The sequence below is a fragment of the Aeromonas aquatilis genome (genome assembly GCF_054052405.1).
The window spans coordinates 19,040-36,857 of record NZ_JBSTYP010000025.1; the positions used below are offsets into that span (position 1 = coordinate 19,040).

Below are 17,818 nucleotides of genomic sequence, written 5' to 3' on the forward strand. Positions count from 1 at the left end.
AGAACCGGCGCCCGCATCAGGGCTGGCGTTGTGGATTCAGCAGGAAAGGAGTGGCCGCTGGCAGCTTGGGCGCCGCTGCATCGACCGCCTCTTTCTGCTGCTGGTTGAGCTTGATGCGAGCACGATCCCGGCCCGCCTCAATCAGCTTGGGTGCGTCGAGCGGACCCGAGATACGAAAATCGATGCGGGTCACCACATCCACCACCGGCTCCAGCAGTTTGGAGAGGGCCAGCACATAGAGACCCGTGACCGGGGTGATGGAGAAGGCCGCCACCACCGGCAAGGTGCCCCCCAGATTGGGAGAGAAGCTCAGCTCGTAGTCGAGCCGCCAGCGCACCAGATCGGCGATACCCTCGCCGCGCAGGTTGCCTGCCGCCCCCTTCATATAGAAATCATCGTTGCTGACTTGCCCCTGCTTGATGGTGGCAGAGGCGGACATGGATTCGAAGTAGAAGCCCTTGTCGAACACATCGCGAAAATCGAGCCGCAACTTGCGCAGCAGGGAGTCAAGGCTGAGCAGGGAGAGCAGCCGCGCCCCCTTGTCGTTGACCTCGCGCAGGGTGCCGCCCTCCAGCTGATAGTTGGCACTGCCCCCCAGAGTCGGCAGGCTCGGGCGATAGGGCACATCCTGCCAATTCAGATCAAAAGCGAGGGAGCCGGGGGCATCGCCGATGGGGGAGGTGTAGCCGAGCCGCTTGAGCAGCAGTTCGCTGTTGTTGCTGGTCAGCTTGCCACGGGCGCGGGTCTCCATCCGGTTGCCATCAGCCAGCCAATCGACGCTGCCGGTGAGCTGACTCCCTGCCAACCGCATATCCAGCCCCTTGAGGGTCACCTTGTCGGCACCGGGCACCAGCTCCCCTTTCACTTCGCCGAGCGGCAATGCGCCAAAGCGGCAATCGACGCAGCTGAATGTCAGCCAGGGGATGGAGGCCATGATGGCGTTATCCTGCTTGGCATCGGGATCCGGGCTGAGATCCGAACTCTTGCCAGACCAATGGATGCGGGCAAACTTGGCATCCACCGGGCGATTGGCTACTGCGGGCAGGCGGATCACCCCCATCACATCGGGGCTATCGATCATCACTTCGGTCGCCTGATTGGTCGGCCCCACGGTAAAGCGCGCCGCCTTGAGGGTGGCACTGCCGATATAGGCACGGGCCAGCTGTCCATCCACCCACCACTCCTGCGGCAGGAAGGCAGGGCCGACCACGGCGGAGCCTGTCGAGGTATTGCTGGTGGGTAGCCACTGTTTGAGTCGCGCCAGCCAGCCGCCGACGTCGGCCTCCTGCTGGTTGATGGCGAGTAGCATGGGGGCATCACGCAACCCCCGGGCACCCGGTTGCCCCACATCCACCCGCACCCGACTGAGATAAGGCACTCCTTCGCCATAGACCAGTCGGGTCTGCATATCCACATCGGCACCCAGCACGGCGCGAATGTCGGCGCTGCCATCCCGGCCGCGGGCGATCACCTTGAGCGGCAACCGGCTGGCACTGCTCTTGGCCAGCGGCAGCGGCAGATCCAGCCCCATCCCCTGCAGGTTGGAGTCGAGCGCCAGCTGGAAGCTAAACGGCTTGCTGTCGGGCAACGTCAGCCCCAGCTTGCCGCCCCAGTTGCTGCGGCCGTTGAGGATGCCATATGTAGAGATGGTGGCGGGTTGGCGGCGGCTATCCCACAGCCCCTTGAAATCGAGGTCAACCTGATAGTGATCCGGATGCTGGCGCCCCTGATAGTTGAGGGTGAGCGGCTGATTCCACAGGCTCGCCTTGAGGTTGCTGAAGCGGGTCTGCTCGTTGTCATATTCGAGGCGCCCCTGCACCTTCTCCAGCGGCAGATCCAGACTGGCGACCCGCACCTTGTTGTTGTTGAAGGTGGCATCGCCGCTCGCCTTGACCTCACTCTCGCCATCGAGGGGAATGTCGAGCTTGACCGAACCGGCCATCGGGCCGCGGATCTCGACCTCCCGCAGCGCCTGCCCTACCGAACTGCCCAGCGGGGAGTCCTGCAGGTAGTCGCTGATGGCCTTGCCTTCGCCCTGCACTTTCGCATCCACATAGAGGTGGGCACCGGGGGAGAGATCCGGGATCCAGGCATGCACCGAGTCGGAGCTCGCCTTACCCAGTTTGGTGGAGCGGCTGCGCATATCCAGACCAGCATTTTGGAACAGCAGGTCGATCTGCAGGTCGGTGAGCGGTTGCCAACCGGGGAAGAATTCGTAGGTAGCCTGCTCCAGCGGCACCGCCACCTGGAAGATGCCATCGCCTTGCTCATAGGGGAAATCCCGGAACTCGCCGTACCAGAGCAGATCGGCCCCCTTGGCCTTGCCACCCTTGATGGCGCCGCTCAGGTAATCCACCAGCCCCTTGTCCATCGCCTGCAGCGGGAAGTAGCGATCCGCATGGCCCGCATTCTTCACATCGATGCGACCGGTCAGGGCCAGGAAGGGGTGCTCGAACAGATCGAGGCGGAAACGGCTGTCCAGGGTCAGATCCGGGTTATCCAGCGCGATATCCTGGCCGTAGAGCACCCAGCCCTTCGCCTCGCGCCACCAGTCGAGGCGGGCCGAGAAGCGATCGACCGGGATCGGCACCTTGAAGTGACGGGCGGGATCCACCTTGTCGTTCGCCAGCGCCAATCTGGCACTGCCCCCCCTGGGGGTGAGCCAGAACTCGCCGTTGAGATCCCGCCAACCGGGCACGTCGTGCCAGGCATTGAGGCTCACATTGGCGATCTCGCCGCTGAAGGAGATATCCTGCCACCCGGCATCGGCCAGCAGGGTCAAGTCTGTCAACTTGCCCTTGGGTCTGGTCCGCTTGAGCAGCTCGCTCTGGGCGGGGTACATCGCCGAGACCAGCTGGCTCAGCTGGGCAAGCTGATCGAGATCGATCTGCGGCACATAGCCCTGTACCCGCTCGCCAATCCGCTCCAGCTGCAACCGGCTGTGCAGCCAGGGTTTTTCGTCCAGTTTGAAGATCACATCGTGGCTGGCCAGTTGCCAGTCCTGACCATCGCGGCGCAGTTGAACCTTGCCACCATCGAGACCGAGACGATGGAGCCGCTGATCCTTGGGATCCTTCCAGATCAGGTAGTTGTTGCCAAAGGCCAGCAGGGTGTTGCCCAGCTTGCCGCTGTCAAACTCGCTCCAGAGCTGGAAGTCGAGCTGACCGGCGATGCTGGGCTCACCGGCATGGATCTTGGCGAGAATGGGGCTGATATCGAGCTGGCGGGCACCCAGATAGAGCTGCCCCTTGAGGCGATCGAGGCGCGCCGTCGGCGCCTCCACATCCAGAATCAGATCGATGGTGCTCTCGCCCACCCCGTTGATCAGATACGCCTTGCCGACCCCCTGATGGCGCTTGCCGCGGTTCTGCCAGCGCAGTTGGGCAATGGCGAGCGCCCGCAGATCACCGAGAGAAGTGGTGACGCTGAGGCGGGTGTTGTGCACATCGAAGGTGGCGAGCTGGGTCAGCAAAAAGCGCAGCAGGGCACCCTGCTGGGGGTCCCCTTGCGGCTCGCGGCTGTTGGCGGGCTGGCTGAAATCGAGGGTGATGTCACCATCGCTGAGGGTCAGTTCGCCAAACACCGGCTTGAGCTCGTTGAGGGTGCGCCAGAAGTCGAGATGCACCCAGGCTTTGCCGAGCTGTACGGTAAAACGCCCCGAATCCGGGGCGATGGCGAGCTGTTGCAGCTCGAGGGCGGGCCCGGATTGTGTCCAGTCCAGCCCCACTTGCTCCACGCTGACCTTGAGCTGTGAATCCCCCAGCAGAGTGTGGATCAGACTCTCCCGGTATTGATTCAGCAAAGGGCCCCCAACCCGTACCAGCGTGACCAGCATGGCCATCAGTACGAACAGCACCCCCAGGGCCAACCAGCCCCGACTCAGCCAGCGGTAAATCAATTACATCATCACCACGTCGAACTGCTCCTGACCACAGAGGGGTTCGCTCACCACCCGCACCTGCTTGCCGATAAACACTTCCAGCTCCGCCAGACTGTGGGACTCCTCGCCATGGAGGTAGTCGGCCACGGCCGGGGCCGCGTAGACGGTAAACTGATCCGCATCGTAGGCGCGATTGACCCGGATGATCTCCCGCAGGATCTCGAAGCAGACCGACTCCACCGTCTTGACCCGGCCGCGCCCCTTGCACTCGGGGCACTCGGAGCAGAGCACATGCTCCAGGCTCTCGCGGGTGCGCTTGCGGGTCATCTCCACCAGACCGAGCTGGGAGAAGCCGTTGACGTTGGTCTTGGCGCGGTCTTTCGACAACGCCTGCTCCAGACTGTGCAGCACCCGACGACGGTGATCTTCCGACTGCATGTCGATGAAGTCGATGATGATGATGCCGCCGAGGTTGCGCAGGCGCAGATGGCGGGCGATGGCCGCCGTCGCCTCGACGTTGGTGTTGAAGATGGTCTCTTCCAGGTTGCGATGGCCGACAAAGGCGCCGGTGTTGATATCCACCGTGGTCATGGCTTCGGTCTGATCGATGATCAGGTAGCCGCCGGATTTCAGCTCGACCTTGCGCTCCAGCGCGCGCTGGATCTCGTTCTCCACGTCGTAGAGATCGAAGATGGGTGACTCGCCGGGGTAGTACTCCAGCTTGTTGGCCAGCTCAGGCACATACTCACCGGTGAAGCGCTTGAGCTGATCGAAGCTCTGACGGGAGTCAACGCGGATCTTGTCGAGCTCGGCGCCGACGAAATCGCGCACCACCCGGAAGGCCAGGCTGGGATCCTCGTAGAGGATCTTGCAGGGCGGGTACTTCTGCTTGCGCTCGAGGATCTTGCGCCAGAGTCGTTTCAGGAAGGCGGCATCCTGCTCCAGCTCCAGCTCCCCCACCCCTTCGGCGGCGGTACGGATGATGTAGCCACCCAGCTCGTCCACATAACCGGCCACGGTGCGCTTGAGGCGCTCCCGCTCCGCTTCGGACTCGATGCGCTGGGAGACACCAACGTGGGCGCTGCCCGGCATAAACACCAGATAGCGGGAGGGCAAGGTGATATCGGTGGTGAGACGGGCCCCCTTGGTACCCAGCGGATCTTTCACCACCTGCACCATGATGTCCTGCCCCTGACGCACCAGCTCGGCGATGTTGCCGACCTGGAACTGCTCCTTCTCCTTCACCGCCACACACTCGGTGTGCGGCACGATATCGGAGGCGTGCAGGAAGGCCGCCTTGTCCATGCCGATATCGACGAACGCCGCCTGCATACCGGGCAGCACCCGACTGATCTTGCCTTTGTAGATATTGCCCACGATGCCGCGCTTGGCCTGACGCTCGACATGCACTTCCTGCAGCAGACCGTTTTCGACCAGAGCGACCCGGGTTTCGGAGGGGGTAACGTTAACCAGCAGTTCTACCGACATAAGTAACCTTGCCTGTTCCAGTTTTGAATTCTATAGAGCCAATCCGGTACAACGCGCGCAAGGGAAAAACGCAGCAGAGCACAGCTGACGGGAAATTACTTGAGCTGTTCCAGATGATGCTTGATCAACAGATCTGTCTCCAGCAGGGGCAGGCCGACCACGGCGCTATAGCTCCCCTCGATGCGGCTGACAAACTTGCCCGCAATACCCTGTATGCCATAAGCCCCGGCCTTGTCACAGGGCTCACCGGTCTGCCAGTAGGCCTCGATCTCGGCCTCGTCCAGCTTGCGAAACGCCACGTTGGTGGTGACCAGACGCACGTCACAACGCTCCTTGCTGGCCAGCGCCACCGCCGTCATCACCTGATGCACCTTGCCGGAGAGGGACTCCAGCATATCTTTGGCATCCAGCAGATCGGACGGTTTCTCCAGTACCCGGTCGCCCAGCACAACTATGGTGTCGGCACCCAGCACCGGCAACGCCGTCGGCGCACACGCCACGCCCGCCATCGCCTTGTCACGGGCGAGGCGGCAGACGTAATCCTGCGCCTTTTCACCCTCTTCCCGCTGCTCGGGCACATCCAGTTTCAGCACCTCGAAGCGGTAGCCAATCTGGGTCAGCAGTTCACGGCGACGGGGAGAAGCCGAGGCGAGATAGAGTTGTGGTTCGTTGTTTTTGTTCATATTTACCTGATATTGAAGCGGCGCCGCACCTTGCGCAGCACCAGAAACACCCAGGGCCATATTAGCATCGTCGTCAACGTCGACCAAAAGTAGGAGAAGTTGAGACTGGCCTGGCTGAACAGATGCTCGGCCCAGAATACCGTCATTTTACCCACCAGCGAGAGGCCACCGATGATCAGCGCCTGCTGCCAGAGGGAGAAGTTGCGGATCTTCTGGAACTGGAAGGCCGCCAGATAGGTGGTGATGGCCATCGCCATCGCCCGCACGCCGAGGGTGCTGCCAAGCAGCACATCCAGCAGCAGGCCCGCCACCCAGGCGGTGCCGACGTTGGTCCGGTGCGGCAAGGCCAGTGCCCAGTAGATGAGCACCATGGCCAGCCAGTCCGGACGGAAGGGGTCAAATTCGAAAGGAAGCGGCAGGATCGACAGGCTCAAGGCCAGCAGGATCGAGATCCAAATCCAGATCCTGCCGCTGGCGGGTTCTAGCATCAGCGGGTGGCTCCTGCGGCGGACGCAGCGGGAGCCGCCCGTTCGCCATCCTCATCATGTACTTCAGGCTTCTTGTCGGTCCACAGCAGCAGCAGATAACGCAGTCTGTCCAGCTCCACCAGCGGCTTGGCCTCGACCTGAGCGAAGGGCTTGCCCTCCACATACTCGGAGCGGGTCACGGTCGCCACCGGATAGCCTTCCGGGAAACGGCCACCCAGACCCGAGGTGACCAGCAGGTCACCCACCTGAATATCGGTATTGCGCGGCAGGTTGCGCAGCTCAAGCTTGTCGAGCTCGCCACTGCCGGAGGCAATGGCGCGCAAGTCGTTGCGCAGCACCCGCACCGGAATGCCGTGGCTGGAGTCGGTGATCAGCAGCACGCGACTGGTGGTGGAGCCCACGTGGAGCACCTGACCAATCACCCCCTGATCGTTGATCACCGCCTGACCGTTGTAGACGCCATCCAGCGCCCCCTTGTTGATCAGCACCTGATGGCTGAAGGGGTCGGAATCCACCGACAGCAGCTCGGCCACCATCTTGCGGGACTCCTTGTGCACCGGCGAACCGAGCAGCTCACGCAGCCGCTGGTTCTCGTGTTCCAGCTGATCCATTTTGAGCAGACGGGCACGCAGGGTAAACAGCTGTTGCTCCTGCTGCTTGGTCTGCTCGATGAGATCGGCGCGGGTCTGCACCTGGGTCGACATGGTGTCGAGCAGGGTACCGGGCGCATTGGCCATGTATTGCAGGGGACTGACTAACGAACTGAGGTAGACGCGGACATGGGTAAACACACCGAAGCGGGAATCCGCGACGATGGCAGCGATGGAGATGATGACGGCGAGAAACAACCGTAACTGAAGCGAAGGGCCTCTACCAAAAATGGGTTTCATGGGTCGTCAAAAAAGAGCCGGCACGCTGGCCGGCTTTGGGTCTTATTCGTAGTGGAACAGATCGCCACCGTGCATATCGATCAGCTCCAGCGCCTTGCCGCCGCCACGGGCCACACAGGTGAGGGGATCTTCGGCCACGACGACAGGAATGCCGGTCTCTTCCATCAGCAGACGGTCGATATCTTTCAGCAGTGCGCCACCACCGGTCAGCACCATGCCGCGCTCGGAGATGTCGGAAGCCAGTTCCGGCGGAGACTGCTCCAGCGCCACCATGACGGCAGCCACGATACCGGACAGCGGCTCTTGCAGCGCTTCCAGGATCTCGTTGGAGTTGAGAGTGAAGCTGCGCGGTACACCTTCAGCCAAGTTACGGCCACGCACTTCAATCTCGCGCACCTCTTCACCCGGATAGGCGGAGCCGATCTCGTGCTTGATACGCTCGGCAGTGGCTTCACCAATCAGGCTGCCGTAGTTGCGACGAACGTAGCTGATGATCGCTTCGTCAAACTTGTCGCCACCGATACGGACGGACTGGGAGTAAACCACACCGTTCAGGGAGATGATGGCCACTTCAGTTGTACCACCACCGATATCAACCACCATGGAACCGGTCGCTTCAGATACCGGCAGGCCGGCACCGATGGCAGCAGCCATAGGCTCATCGATCAGGTAGACCTCACGGGCACCGGCGCCCAGTGCGGACTCCTTGATGGCGCGACGTTCAACCTGGGTTGAACCGCACGGTACACACACCAGCACGCGCGGGCTGGGGCGGAAATAGTTGTTGTCGTGAACCTGTTTGATGAAGTGCTGCAGCATCTTCTCGGTCACGTAGAAATCGGCGATCACGCCGTCTTTCATCGGGCGGATTGCGGAGATGTTGCCCGGGGTACGGCCCAGCATCTGCTTGGCGGCATGACCGACAGCAGCGACCGATTTGGCGTTCCCGCGCTCTTGGCGAATGGCGACAACTGAGGGTTCGTTAAGGACGATCCCTTGATCTTTTACATAGATCAGGGTGTTGGCAGTTCCCAAATCGATCGACAGATCGTTGGAAAAGACGCCTCTGAGCTTTTTGAACATGGCTACGGGAAATCCTAAGAATTTGGAGGTGCAGAAAACCGGCTAACTTTACCAATGCCCACCCCAATGGGCAAGCGCTCAAACTGTCGCCAATCAATCAGGCGCGACAAAAATGCGAGTCATCACTCACTCGCACACGCTTGCAAACACTAATAAACAAGGATTTAGGGGGATGCTGTTGAGCCAGCCCCCCTTTCACATCATTCAATGCAATACTTCGCGCCGATAAATAATTCTGTCATTACCCCGGCTGGAGCCGAAAATGGCCTCACCTTGCAGGCTGGTCGGGTCAGACAACCAGAGGGGCTGCGACGGCTGTTTTGCCAAATCGACCTTGTAGGGAATGCGAACCGAGATATCCGGCTTGGCAAAGTGGAACAGGATCTCCCCGTCTTTTGCCTGCGCAGACTCACCGCCCGGCGGCGAAGCACCCAATCCCAATTTGATCTTGCGGCCCGCCCCCAGATTGAGGTCGCGCGTTGCGGCATCAAAGCTGTGACTCGGGTTGAGGAAAGTGAACCCCTGATTGGCCAAAGAGAGCTGGGTACATTTATCTTCCTTGTTCAGCAACCAACTGCCCCCTTCGTAGTATTGCATCTGCACCGGCACGGCAAGGGGCGCCGAGGCCAAGCCCGCCGCCGTGCCAGCCTGCAGGCGGCCGAAATAGGCTTTCATGGGCACACTGTCTATCTGACGGGCATTACAGCCGCTGCCACTGCAGTTACCCACCACGGCATCATTGAAATTCGGGCTGGCAATCAGTGTTCTGTCGCCATCGTTATCCCTCATATACAAGCCAAACAGCAAAGAGCTGTAGGGACCATCCGGTCGCGTGTCAGAGAGGCGCACAAACTCGCTGGTGCTGGTAAAGGCGGCTCGTCCATCGAGCCAGGGCAGTGGCGGCAGACTGCGCAAGCGACTCGACAGGGATTTACCATCCTTGTTATTGGCCACCGAAAGAAAGGCGCTCCCTTTAGCAAAGGGTCCTGTGTAGTTCCGGGTTTGCCCACCGGTGGTGTTGCGAGCCAGCACATCCAGCGTCACGCCGAAGGGCTGACCCATATAGGTGAATGCAGTGCAGGCCGGTACGATATCACCGCTAACCAGATTGAAGTCGGCAGGAATAAAACGCCCTATAGGGGCACTCCACTGCAGGGGCACTTCCAGTCGCGGGGACTCATCCTGATAAGCGGGATAGGGCACAAAATTGCTGACACCCGCTTTGAGCACCCCTACCTCATCCCACTGCGCTATCGTGCTACTCGCACCATCAGCTATAGAAAACGATGTTGGTGACGGCATGCCATTGGCCCCTGCGAACGGGGCCAATGTCGCCCATTGCAAGGGCAAGTTAGTCGCTCCGAAGCCGGGCGTCGTCACGCCCTGTCGATTGATAGCCTGGGCCAGCAGATTGTACGTTTCACCCGCCTTGCGATACACGCCACAATTCTTAATATAACTGGCATCATCCGTACCACTACAGGCCGGTTGATTCTGACCGCTCAATAAAATGGCGCTTGGCAACACCGCAAACGTGTCGCTGCCTGTGAGCTTGAGGGTGCCTGTGGCATCGCTTTTCTGGAAAGTAGCATCCAACCGCAACACCCCCGCATCCGGGTATTGCACGGTTAATTGACCCACACCGTCATTATCGAATGTCACGCTCGCGTTGCTAGATGACGTGATCGCTGCAGCATTGACGCTCGGTACAGCGTTACTGGCCGCCTCAGACACAACCTTGGTCGACGTAAATTGGAGGGTCTGATTACCCGTCAGCAAGGGAGCACATACCCTGGTCGCCCCTGTATCGTTTGATTTGATAGCGCGGATCGAGGTGACACCCGAGGCACCGGCATAGAAGGTGGGCACATTGAAACGCAGTGCAGCATCGACAAACGAAATGGTGCAATTGGCATCAAGCACGCCATCTTTAACACAACGCAGCGGAGCAGAAGGTGTTGCAGTAACAATAGAAAGCGGGATAGCGCCAGCCTGATAACGCTGCAAATTCAACGCGGCACTGCCGGAGGTACCAACAACGACCGGATTACTGCTCCACCCCTGCGTGGGTGACAGCGTCACGTTAGCGCCGAGATCAAACAAGGTTGAACAGTCGTCATTGGCACACGCTTTGAGCTGCACATTAGCCACTTCACAGGTCAACGTCTGGGCACCATAGTGCAGTTCATAATGATCAACCTGATTTTGGCTGCCACCGCATGAATATCCAGAAGAGTCGATAACTGAGTTCATACCAACTTTTATCTTCGGCGAACTTACTCGACCATGGATATAGGAAGCAGACCCCATGGATAAAGCCGACTTAGCACTCCCGTCCTGCTGATAGACCAAACCACTGATGGTTGCTTGAGCCCCCATATCTAAAGTCTCGTATGTAACCAGTAATAACTTACCTATATCCCCTCGAACGTTTGAACCTGTACTATTAATCAAACTCTCACCGACCATGGTTCCGTTCTCAACAAATAATCGAACAGGCCCAGCCACCTCAATAAGAGTCTTATCATACATTTTCAATGTTTTAATCCAATAGTCACCAGCTGCCAAACGTACTGTATAAGGCTTACCATTCCGGCCACTACCCAAATCAAGGGTCTTTATAGTCAGACCAGCCTGCCGGATGTCTAGTGAAGACCCATTTTTTGTCGATATAGTTCCGAATGATTTACCATCTGACGAAGTCAACTGCCGATCAGTTCCCTCAGGCACCTCTATATTTGGGCTATCTGGCCATGATGATGGGAAAGCTGGAAACGACAGAATGGCGGTATTTCCTGAGGGCAAGCATCTTCCACCATCGCATGACTGAGGATGAGTCCCCTTGATTTGCCCACTATTTTTATACCCCAGCGCACCACGGGTTGTTCCTTTTATCAGGCCCATCAGTGACCACTCGTTCCCGCTCAAGTCAATCTGATGATTTGCTGCTCGTCCTTGTGCTGGATAAGGGAATGCTTGCTTGCAAATCGCAGAAAAGTCATTTTGCTGAGGACTCGGTTCATACCGTAAAATGATGTCATCCCAAGAAATATCATCGAGATCACCTCTCCCTAATGTCTCTAACCATAACTCATAGGTACCCGCAGCTAACTCGTACTCAATTGGCCAGTTAACCTTACCATTGCCAGAAAAATAGAAGACCAGTGGCGTATCTACGGAACCTTGCGTCCTTATAAACATTCGACTACCATTCGGTACGCCCCAGTCCCTTAAATTAAATAACCTTAGGTTTTTTAATTTTGACTTTTGAGCGAGCGTAAATAGATGCTTCACATATGTTCCACTTGGAGAAGGTGGATACCAACGACTTCCATCCGAGTTATCACCAAGATGAGTCCGCTCGATAAAATGAAACGAGTCACTTATTCCTGCAGATACAAGCCTTATGCCATTAAACTGAAAATCATCCCAGTCAGAACAATTTGATTGATAACGCCCCTGATATATACCATTTTTGAAGCACCCACCCCAAACTGCCATGTTATATTCGCCAGCAGGAAGTACTATTGGACTGGAAATGAGCTCAGGTGTTACATTGTTTGCCGTTTTGTCAAACAACACATCAGAGTTTTCATTCCATATGACAATATTAACCCCAGCTTTTAATCCTACAGCTCCATCCAGTCTCACCTCACTAATAGTTAATGTTTCTGATAGTGAAAAATGAATGGGCGCAACAGGGATAAATTTCCCTCCGCTCTGCTGTACCATAACAGTAGGTAGTAACGCATCACCACTATTATTACCAATATAAAATTTACCCGGCAAAACAACATCTGCCCATAACAACGAACTAAATAATAGGCCAATTAGAACACAGCAATTGATCATGTAACGAATCATGGGTTAGCTCCATCATAAGCTTCGACCATCAGGGTTCGGCTCACGGCAAAATCCGGGTTGGCACTGTTAAGGTCCGAGCTGCCACAGGTTCCGACACTCTCGAGACGATAGCCATTGGTCACAGATCCGTTATAGGTCACCGGCACCGTGGCGCAACGCACCACAGCCTGACAGTTGGTCAGTCCGGGATTGCTGGCAAAGCTCAGTGGGCTGCTTGCCGGGCAGACCGCAGGTGGGTTCGGTTGGGCAAGCGTGCGCGTGGGGAACAACCGATAGAGCGCCACTTCCAGCCCGCTCTGGGCGGCCAGCAGAGCCCGCACGCTGCGCACCTCCACCGTATTTTTCTCGCCACTGTCGACCAGGAAACGGCTCATCGCAGCCGCCAGCAGCGCCATCACCACAATCACAAACAGGGCGATCATCAAGGCGCTGCCTCGCATCCGTCCGAAAGCCTGTGGATCAGGGCACATTGAACACCTCTATCTTGTGGTTGAAGGTGACCGACTCCCCCTTGCGCTCGAACACAAAGCGCATGCCAAGCTCCCCTTCGGCGTTAAACGCCGAGGTTTCCCGATAGAAGGTGCCAATACGAAGGGAATCGGCCATCAACACGCCTTGAGCGGGTAACGATGCACCAATGGGCGCGGTAGCGCGGGTCAGCGTGTTTCCTTCCACACAGTAACGTACCTGCTGGTTGGCAAAGTAGACCCGGCTGCCGGGAGAGAGGCCAGTCAGACTCTCGGTGCTGGTATAGCGGATGGTTTGCGCTCCGGATACGGGCGTCAGCACATCGGTAACCCTGGCTACACAACGGCCATAATCGCAGCCTGCAGTAAGCGAACCGACTTTTTTGTCCGGCACGGGGAAGACGATCAGCTGATCATCTTTTTTGACGGCAGTGGCATCCACATCCAGCGGATTGGCAGCAGAAGCCGGGGTCGCCATCACCAGCTCAAGGGTGGCCGTGCTCCCCGACATGGCGCGGTTAAGCGCCAAATAGCGGCTGGAGGTGCTGATGGGCCAAAACCGCAAACAGGCACCGATGTCGTCCCATGTCCCGCCAGTCGTCTCGATCCGCTCCGATCCCGGCACCGCATCGCGCAGTTCGCGGTTAAGCCGCTCCATGGCGAAGCGGGCATCACTCATCAGCTGCTCACGGCTGCTGGCATCGCCATAAATCTGGGTACCGATACCGATAAACTGGCTGGTAAAAGTCGCCATTATCCCGAGCAGCAGGATGACTATCACCAGCTCGACCAGGGTAAAGCCACTGTTACCCCAAGGTTTACGGTAGGTTCGATTGGCCGCCAAGCGTGATCGGGTGCCGGAATTGGCTAATGGCGAGGATATTCTGGCAGACAGGCAACCCCCGACAGCGGAGCGATCCATCAGTAGTTCCCCCGATAAAAGGAGAAGTCGAGCACGCTCTGATCCGGTAGCTTGATCTGCAGATCAATACGCTTGCCCACAGAGCAGGGGGCGACACAACTCTTGAAGGTGCCATCGCTGAAATCAGTCCCGCTCACCGCAATTTTCACCTGATAGTTGCGATACTCCTCGCTGCTGACTCCCACCTCAGTTTGGGTCAGGGTGTTGGCGTCCACCCAGCTACCTGCGGTATCGAAATCATCCACATCGTTATAGGCGTAGGATGCAGGCTCGCCATCCGGGCCATAACTGGTGGAGCAGGAAGAGATGGTCACCCCAGCCACCTGCTCGCCACAACGATAACGCCCGCCATTATGATCCGACTTTTTATCAAACGACTTTTGCAAGATCTCGCTGGCCAACCGCTGAGCCAGCTGGGCGGCGCGTACCTGCTGCACCGGATCCACCGCCTGCGACGCCTGATTGATAAGCAACCCCAATATTCCGGTCAAGGCCACCGCCAGCAGCACTATGCCGACGATCAGCTCAATCAGGGTAAAACCGCGCTTAAGGGATCTCATGAATAAACCCCTCGGATTCAATTTTGATACAGCCACTCTCGCGGCCATCGGAGACTTGCAGCTCGCAGCCACCGGCGCAACTACCGAGCGGGCGGCCCATCTGATCAAAGCGGATCACAAGAGGGGGCGCGCCCTTGTTAGAGGAGAGGGTGATCCCGGCAGACAGGGTCACCGGACGACCACGGGTGAGCTGATTAGCATTCCAGTTCGATATGGCTGCAGGATTGCCACAAGGGGATTCTGTGCTGTGGCCAAACTGGCCAGATTCAACAAGTAGTGAGGTACAACGATTGGTCGGTTCGTGCATATTGACGGTCTGCACCAGCCGCAGCCGGGTCAGCAGCTCGTCACGCACGGTTTGAGTTTCAAAGCCGCCTTTGCCCAGCCATTTTGGCACGACAAAGGCGGCCAGAATCCCGAGTAACAGGATCACCAGTACCAGTTCAATCAGGGTAAAACCCTTGGTTACAGGCATGGGACGTCTCATCAGGGAAAAGAGAAAGCGAGGCCGAAGCCTCGCCTTGACACAAGCATCAGTTAGTACAACCCGAAACAACCACACTATATGAACCACCAGCAGCAGATGCTTCATTATATTTGACTTGGCAATTCGCATTATTGCCAGCTGCCTGAGGTTTGAACGTACCTTTGGATGCAGATACTTCACTCCAACCATCTAACGTAACGGCATTCGCTATAGTATTTGCTGTAGGATAACCGTATTTGGCATCAACTGTGGTGCCAGCAACTGATACTGCAACAGAAGATGCTTCAATGCCTTGAATGGCTGCTTTGCTATAAATCATCTGAGCAGAGCTCTGCAAGGATGCTTTAACACCATCAGCAGCTGCTTTACGTGCATCATCCTGCAGATTCAGGAACTTGGGTGCAGCGGTGACCGCCAGAATACCCAGAATGATGATCACGATAACCAGTTCGATCAGGGTAAAACCCGCCTGTTTTTTCATTTCACTTTCCTCTGTTAATTAATATTGGTGGTCACCTGACCGGATGCCGGGCGGTAACTGAAACTCATAAATGCATCAGTCTTGCCTTGCGGATCCTGATACTTGCCATCACTGCCCTTACTCAAACTATTGACCAGATAGTAACGGCAGACTGAATCCAGTCCATTACTGCTCACAGTGGCATAGTATTTCAGGTCATTCCCGCTACCGCGCACTTCATTGAAGCTGGCCGTAGCCTTGGGCGGGTTTTGCAGTAACCCCTCCCAAATATTGAGACAACGTTCGGCGGTCAGATTAGCCGGATCCACATCGGGATTACCGCTTGCAACGGTATCCATCGGATAGCCGGGCGACAGCTCGCCGTTGCTGATCTGGGTATCGGTCGGTGTGGTCAGATAGAAGCGACTACCGTCATAGAGCACGGTATTGAGGCTGTCCTGTTTGGCGCGACCTTCCGCCTCCCATTGCGCCCGCACCAGTGAAACGCCGGTAGCAAAACCGCCGGAGACCCCTTCCACGCTGGCCTTCTTCGCTTCGTCAGTCACATCGAGAAAGCGCGGCAGCGCAGTCACCGCCAGGATCCCCAGGATCACGATAACGATCACCAGCTCAATGAGGGAGAAGCCGGCAGCCCGCCTCATCACCCCGTGTTCCGGCATTGTTGGTGCCATTGGTTTCATTGTCATGCTCCCTTCGTAATGGCCCACATTATTCCATGCAGACCTAAAAAAATCATGTGGTTGAGCCATATGACTGGTTTCATTCAAGGCTTTTTCATCACCCGTCCGTCAGAAAACTGATAAACCAGCCAATAACCATCCCACCCCATCTCGCAGCCACTGCCATCGGAGCGGGCCAGAACCTGCAGGGGAGGCATCCCCCCCTCCGTCTCCCCCATCAGCGCCAGCCACAGCTGGCGGCAATTTTCCGAAGGAGATTGCAACGGCACCAGCCCCAGGGGCCAACCCCGGGCGTCAAACTGCCACCCCTTGCCGGCAACATGCAGAGTCTGCGGACGCCGTTCATCGAGCCAGATCCCGTGCAAACGCTGTGCCCGCTCGGCAAATTGCTCCCCCAGCAAGGTGAGAGTGAGCTGTTGCGCCTCTTCCCGGTGGCCCTGATAGCTACGCACCAACGTAGCAACAATCACCATCAACAGGATGATCACTGCGATCCGCCGATATCCGGTCAGCCAGCGATCATCTTGCTGCGTCTGTCTGTTCATCCAGCCCTCGACTCCACCGCTCACTTGCCTCTTACGGCCCTCATCATGTCCCACCATTCAAGCGTGAAGATGCCGAGTTACTTGCCGCGAACTGCGCGCATCATGTCCCACATGGGGGTGAAGATACCCAGTGCCAGGATCAGTACCATTACTGCCACGATCCCGATCAGGATCGGCTCGATCCGAGCGGTGAGACTCTTGAGGTCATAATCCACCTCCCGTTCGTAATACTCGGCCGCTTCGTGCAGCAGGTCATCGACCTGACCGGTCTCCTCACCCACGGCGATCATCTGCATCACCAGCGGGGTGAACAGGCCGCTGCTGCTGGCGGTGCGCAGCAGGCTCTCGCCCCGTTCGATACCGGCGCGCATATCCCGCACTCGCCCCGCCATATAGGCGTTATCCACCGCATCGGCCACCAGCGTCAGCGCAGTGTTCAGCGGCACCCCTGCCTTGAGCATCATGGAAAAACTGCGGGCAAAACGGGCCAGCAGGGAGCGCTCTATGATGGTGCCGACGATCGGCAACTTGAGCTGCCAGCGGTGCCAGGTCAGCTTGCCCTTGGTGGTGGCGACCCAGCGGCGCCAGCCGAACACCATCCCAGCCAGAATGGCGAGCAGCAGCCACCAGTAGTGGACGAAAAAGTGCGAGGTGGCGAGCAGAATGCGGGTCGCCAGCGGCAACTCCACCCCGAATTTGGCAAACATGCCGGCAAACACCGGGATCACCATGATATTAAGGATCACCATGGCGATACCGATGGCGATCATCACGAAGCTGGGGTAGCGCATGGCGGTCTTGATCCGCTTGCGGGTCTCCAGCTCCAGCTCGAAATAGGTGGCGAGCTGCAAAAAGGCCTCTTCCAGCTGACCGGTGTTCTCACCCACATGGATAATGGCGACAAACAGGCTGCTGAATACCTTGGGGTGCGCCTGCATCGAGCTGGAGAGCGGGCGACCGTTGCCAAGATCTTCCCCCAGCGAGTGAAGCGCCCGCTTGAGCGGCTTGCTGTGAGTGCTCTCCTCCAGCCCGGCAATGGCGCGCAGGATCGGGATCCCGGCCCGGGTCAGGGCATACATCTGGCGGCTGAAGATCACCAGCTCATCCAGCTTGACGCCCCCTTCCAGCAACAGCGACCAGTCAATGGCGGCGGATTTGGCCTTGCCCGGTTTGAGCTCGGTGGGCATCACCCCGCGGCGCATCAGCTGCTCGGCGGCCGCCATCTCGTTGGCCGCTTCGACCACGCCACTGGTGGCGTTGCCCTGGCTGTCACGCCCCTTGTAGGCAAAGTTAGCCATCG

Annotated in this window: 15 protein-coding genes; all 15 read right to left on the reverse strand. The window is 58.0% G+C overall.

Annotated elements, in window-relative coordinates:
- Nucleotides 1–16: 16 nt before the first annotated feature.
- The 15 genes from ACW5W8_RS11850 to ACW5W8_RS11920 all read right to left on the reverse strand — a co-directional run bounded on the left by ACW5W8_RS11850 (nucleotide 17) and on the right by ACW5W8_RS11920 (nucleotide 17,816).
- Entirely contained in the window at nucleotides 17–3,898 is a 3,882-nt protein-coding gene (locus ACW5W8_RS11850; RefSeq protein ID WP_498628067.1) for a YhdP family protein, read from the reverse strand.
- Nucleotides 3,899–5,368, reverse strand: coding sequence for a ribonuclease G (rng, locus tag ACW5W8_RS11855; protein ID WP_005348639.1), 1,470 nt, complete (start codon nucleotides 5,366–5,368; stop codon nucleotides 3,899–3,901).
- 95 nt (nucleotides 5,369–5,463) lie between these two features.
- Nucleotides 5,464–6,051 (reverse strand): Maf family protein, encoded by a 588-nt coding sequence (locus ACW5W8_RS11860; RefSeq protein ID WP_005348636.1) that lies wholly within the window; start codon nucleotides 6,049–6,051, stop codon nucleotides 5,464–5,466.
- Nucleotides 6,052–6,053: 2 nt separating this feature from the next.
- Complete coding sequence (gene mreD, locus ACW5W8_RS11865; protein ID WP_005340054.1) at nucleotides 6,054–6,539, reverse strand: rod shape-determining protein MreD; 486 nt, start codon at nucleotides 6,537–6,539, stop codon at nucleotides 6,054–6,056.
- Nucleotides 6,539–7,429 (reverse strand): rod shape-determining protein MreC, encoded by an 891-nt coding sequence (mreC, locus tag ACW5W8_RS11870; protein ID WP_005340053.1) that lies wholly within the window; start codon nucleotides 7,427–7,429, stop codon nucleotides 6,539–6,541. The genes mreD and mreC overlap by 1 nt, the downstream gene beginning before the upstream one ends.
- Before the next feature lie 42 nt (nucleotides 7,430–7,471).
- Entirely contained in the window at nucleotides 7,472–8,512 is a 1,041-nt protein-coding gene (locus tag ACW5W8_RS11875) for a rod shape-determining protein (RefSeq protein WP_005340051.1), read from the reverse strand.
- Between the two features lie 204 nt (nucleotides 8,513–8,716).
- A complete protein-coding gene (locus ACW5W8_RS11880; RefSeq protein ID WP_498628068.1) occupies nucleotides 8,717–12,376 on the reverse strand; it encodes a DUF6701 domain-containing protein in 3,660 nt (1,219 codons plus the stop codon).
- Nucleotides 12,373–12,798 (reverse strand): MSHA biogenesis protein MshP, encoded by a 426-nt coding sequence (locus ACW5W8_RS11885; protein WP_498628069.1) that lies wholly within the window; start codon nucleotides 12,796–12,798, stop codon nucleotides 12,373–12,375. The genes ACW5W8_RS11880 and ACW5W8_RS11885 overlap by 4 nt, the downstream gene beginning before the upstream one ends.
- Nucleotides 12,799–12,835: 37 nt before the next feature.
- Nucleotides 12,836–13,765: a prepilin-type N-terminal cleavage/methylation domain-containing protein gene (locus ACW5W8_RS11890; protein WP_498628070.1), complete on the reverse strand. Its 930-nt coding sequence runs from the start codon at nucleotides 13,763–13,765 to the stop codon at nucleotides 12,836–12,838.
- Complete coding sequence (locus ACW5W8_RS11895; RefSeq protein ID WP_498628071.1) at nucleotides 13,765–14,325, reverse strand: prepilin-type N-terminal cleavage/methylation domain-containing protein; 561 nt, start codon at nucleotides 14,323–14,325, stop codon at nucleotides 13,765–13,767. The genes ACW5W8_RS11890 and ACW5W8_RS11895 overlap by 1 nt, the downstream gene beginning before the upstream one ends.
- Entirely contained in the window at nucleotides 14,312–14,800 is a 489-nt protein-coding gene (locus ACW5W8_RS11900) for a prepilin-type N-terminal cleavage/methylation domain-containing protein (RefSeq protein ID WP_498628073.1), read from the reverse strand. Before ACW5W8_RS11900 ends, ACW5W8_RS11895 begins: the two co-directional genes overlap by 14 nt.
- A gap of 58 nt (nucleotides 14,801–14,858) precedes the next feature.
- Entirely contained in the window at nucleotides 14,859–15,293 is a 435-nt protein-coding gene (locus ACW5W8_RS11905; RefSeq protein ID WP_040069483.1) for a prepilin-type N-terminal cleavage/methylation domain-containing protein, read from the reverse strand.
- A 14-nt stretch (nucleotides 15,294–15,307) separates the two neighbouring features.
- A complete protein-coding gene (locus tag ACW5W8_RS11910) occupies nucleotides 15,308–15,979 on the reverse strand; it encodes a prepilin-type N-terminal cleavage/methylation domain-containing protein (RefSeq protein ID WP_498628074.1) in 672 nt (223 codons plus the stop codon).
- Between the two features lie 77 nt (nucleotides 15,980–16,056).
- Nucleotides 16,057–16,518 (reverse strand): hypothetical protein, encoded by a 462-nt coding sequence (locus ACW5W8_RS11915; protein ID WP_498628075.1) that lies wholly within the window; start codon nucleotides 16,516–16,518, stop codon nucleotides 16,057–16,059.
- Nucleotides 16,519–16,595: 77 nt separating this feature from the next.
- A complete protein-coding gene (locus tag ACW5W8_RS11920) occupies nucleotides 16,596–17,816 on the reverse strand; it encodes a type II secretion system F family protein (protein ID WP_498628076.1) in 1,221 nt (406 codons plus the stop codon).
- Nucleotides 17,817–17,818 lie beyond the last annotated feature (2 nt).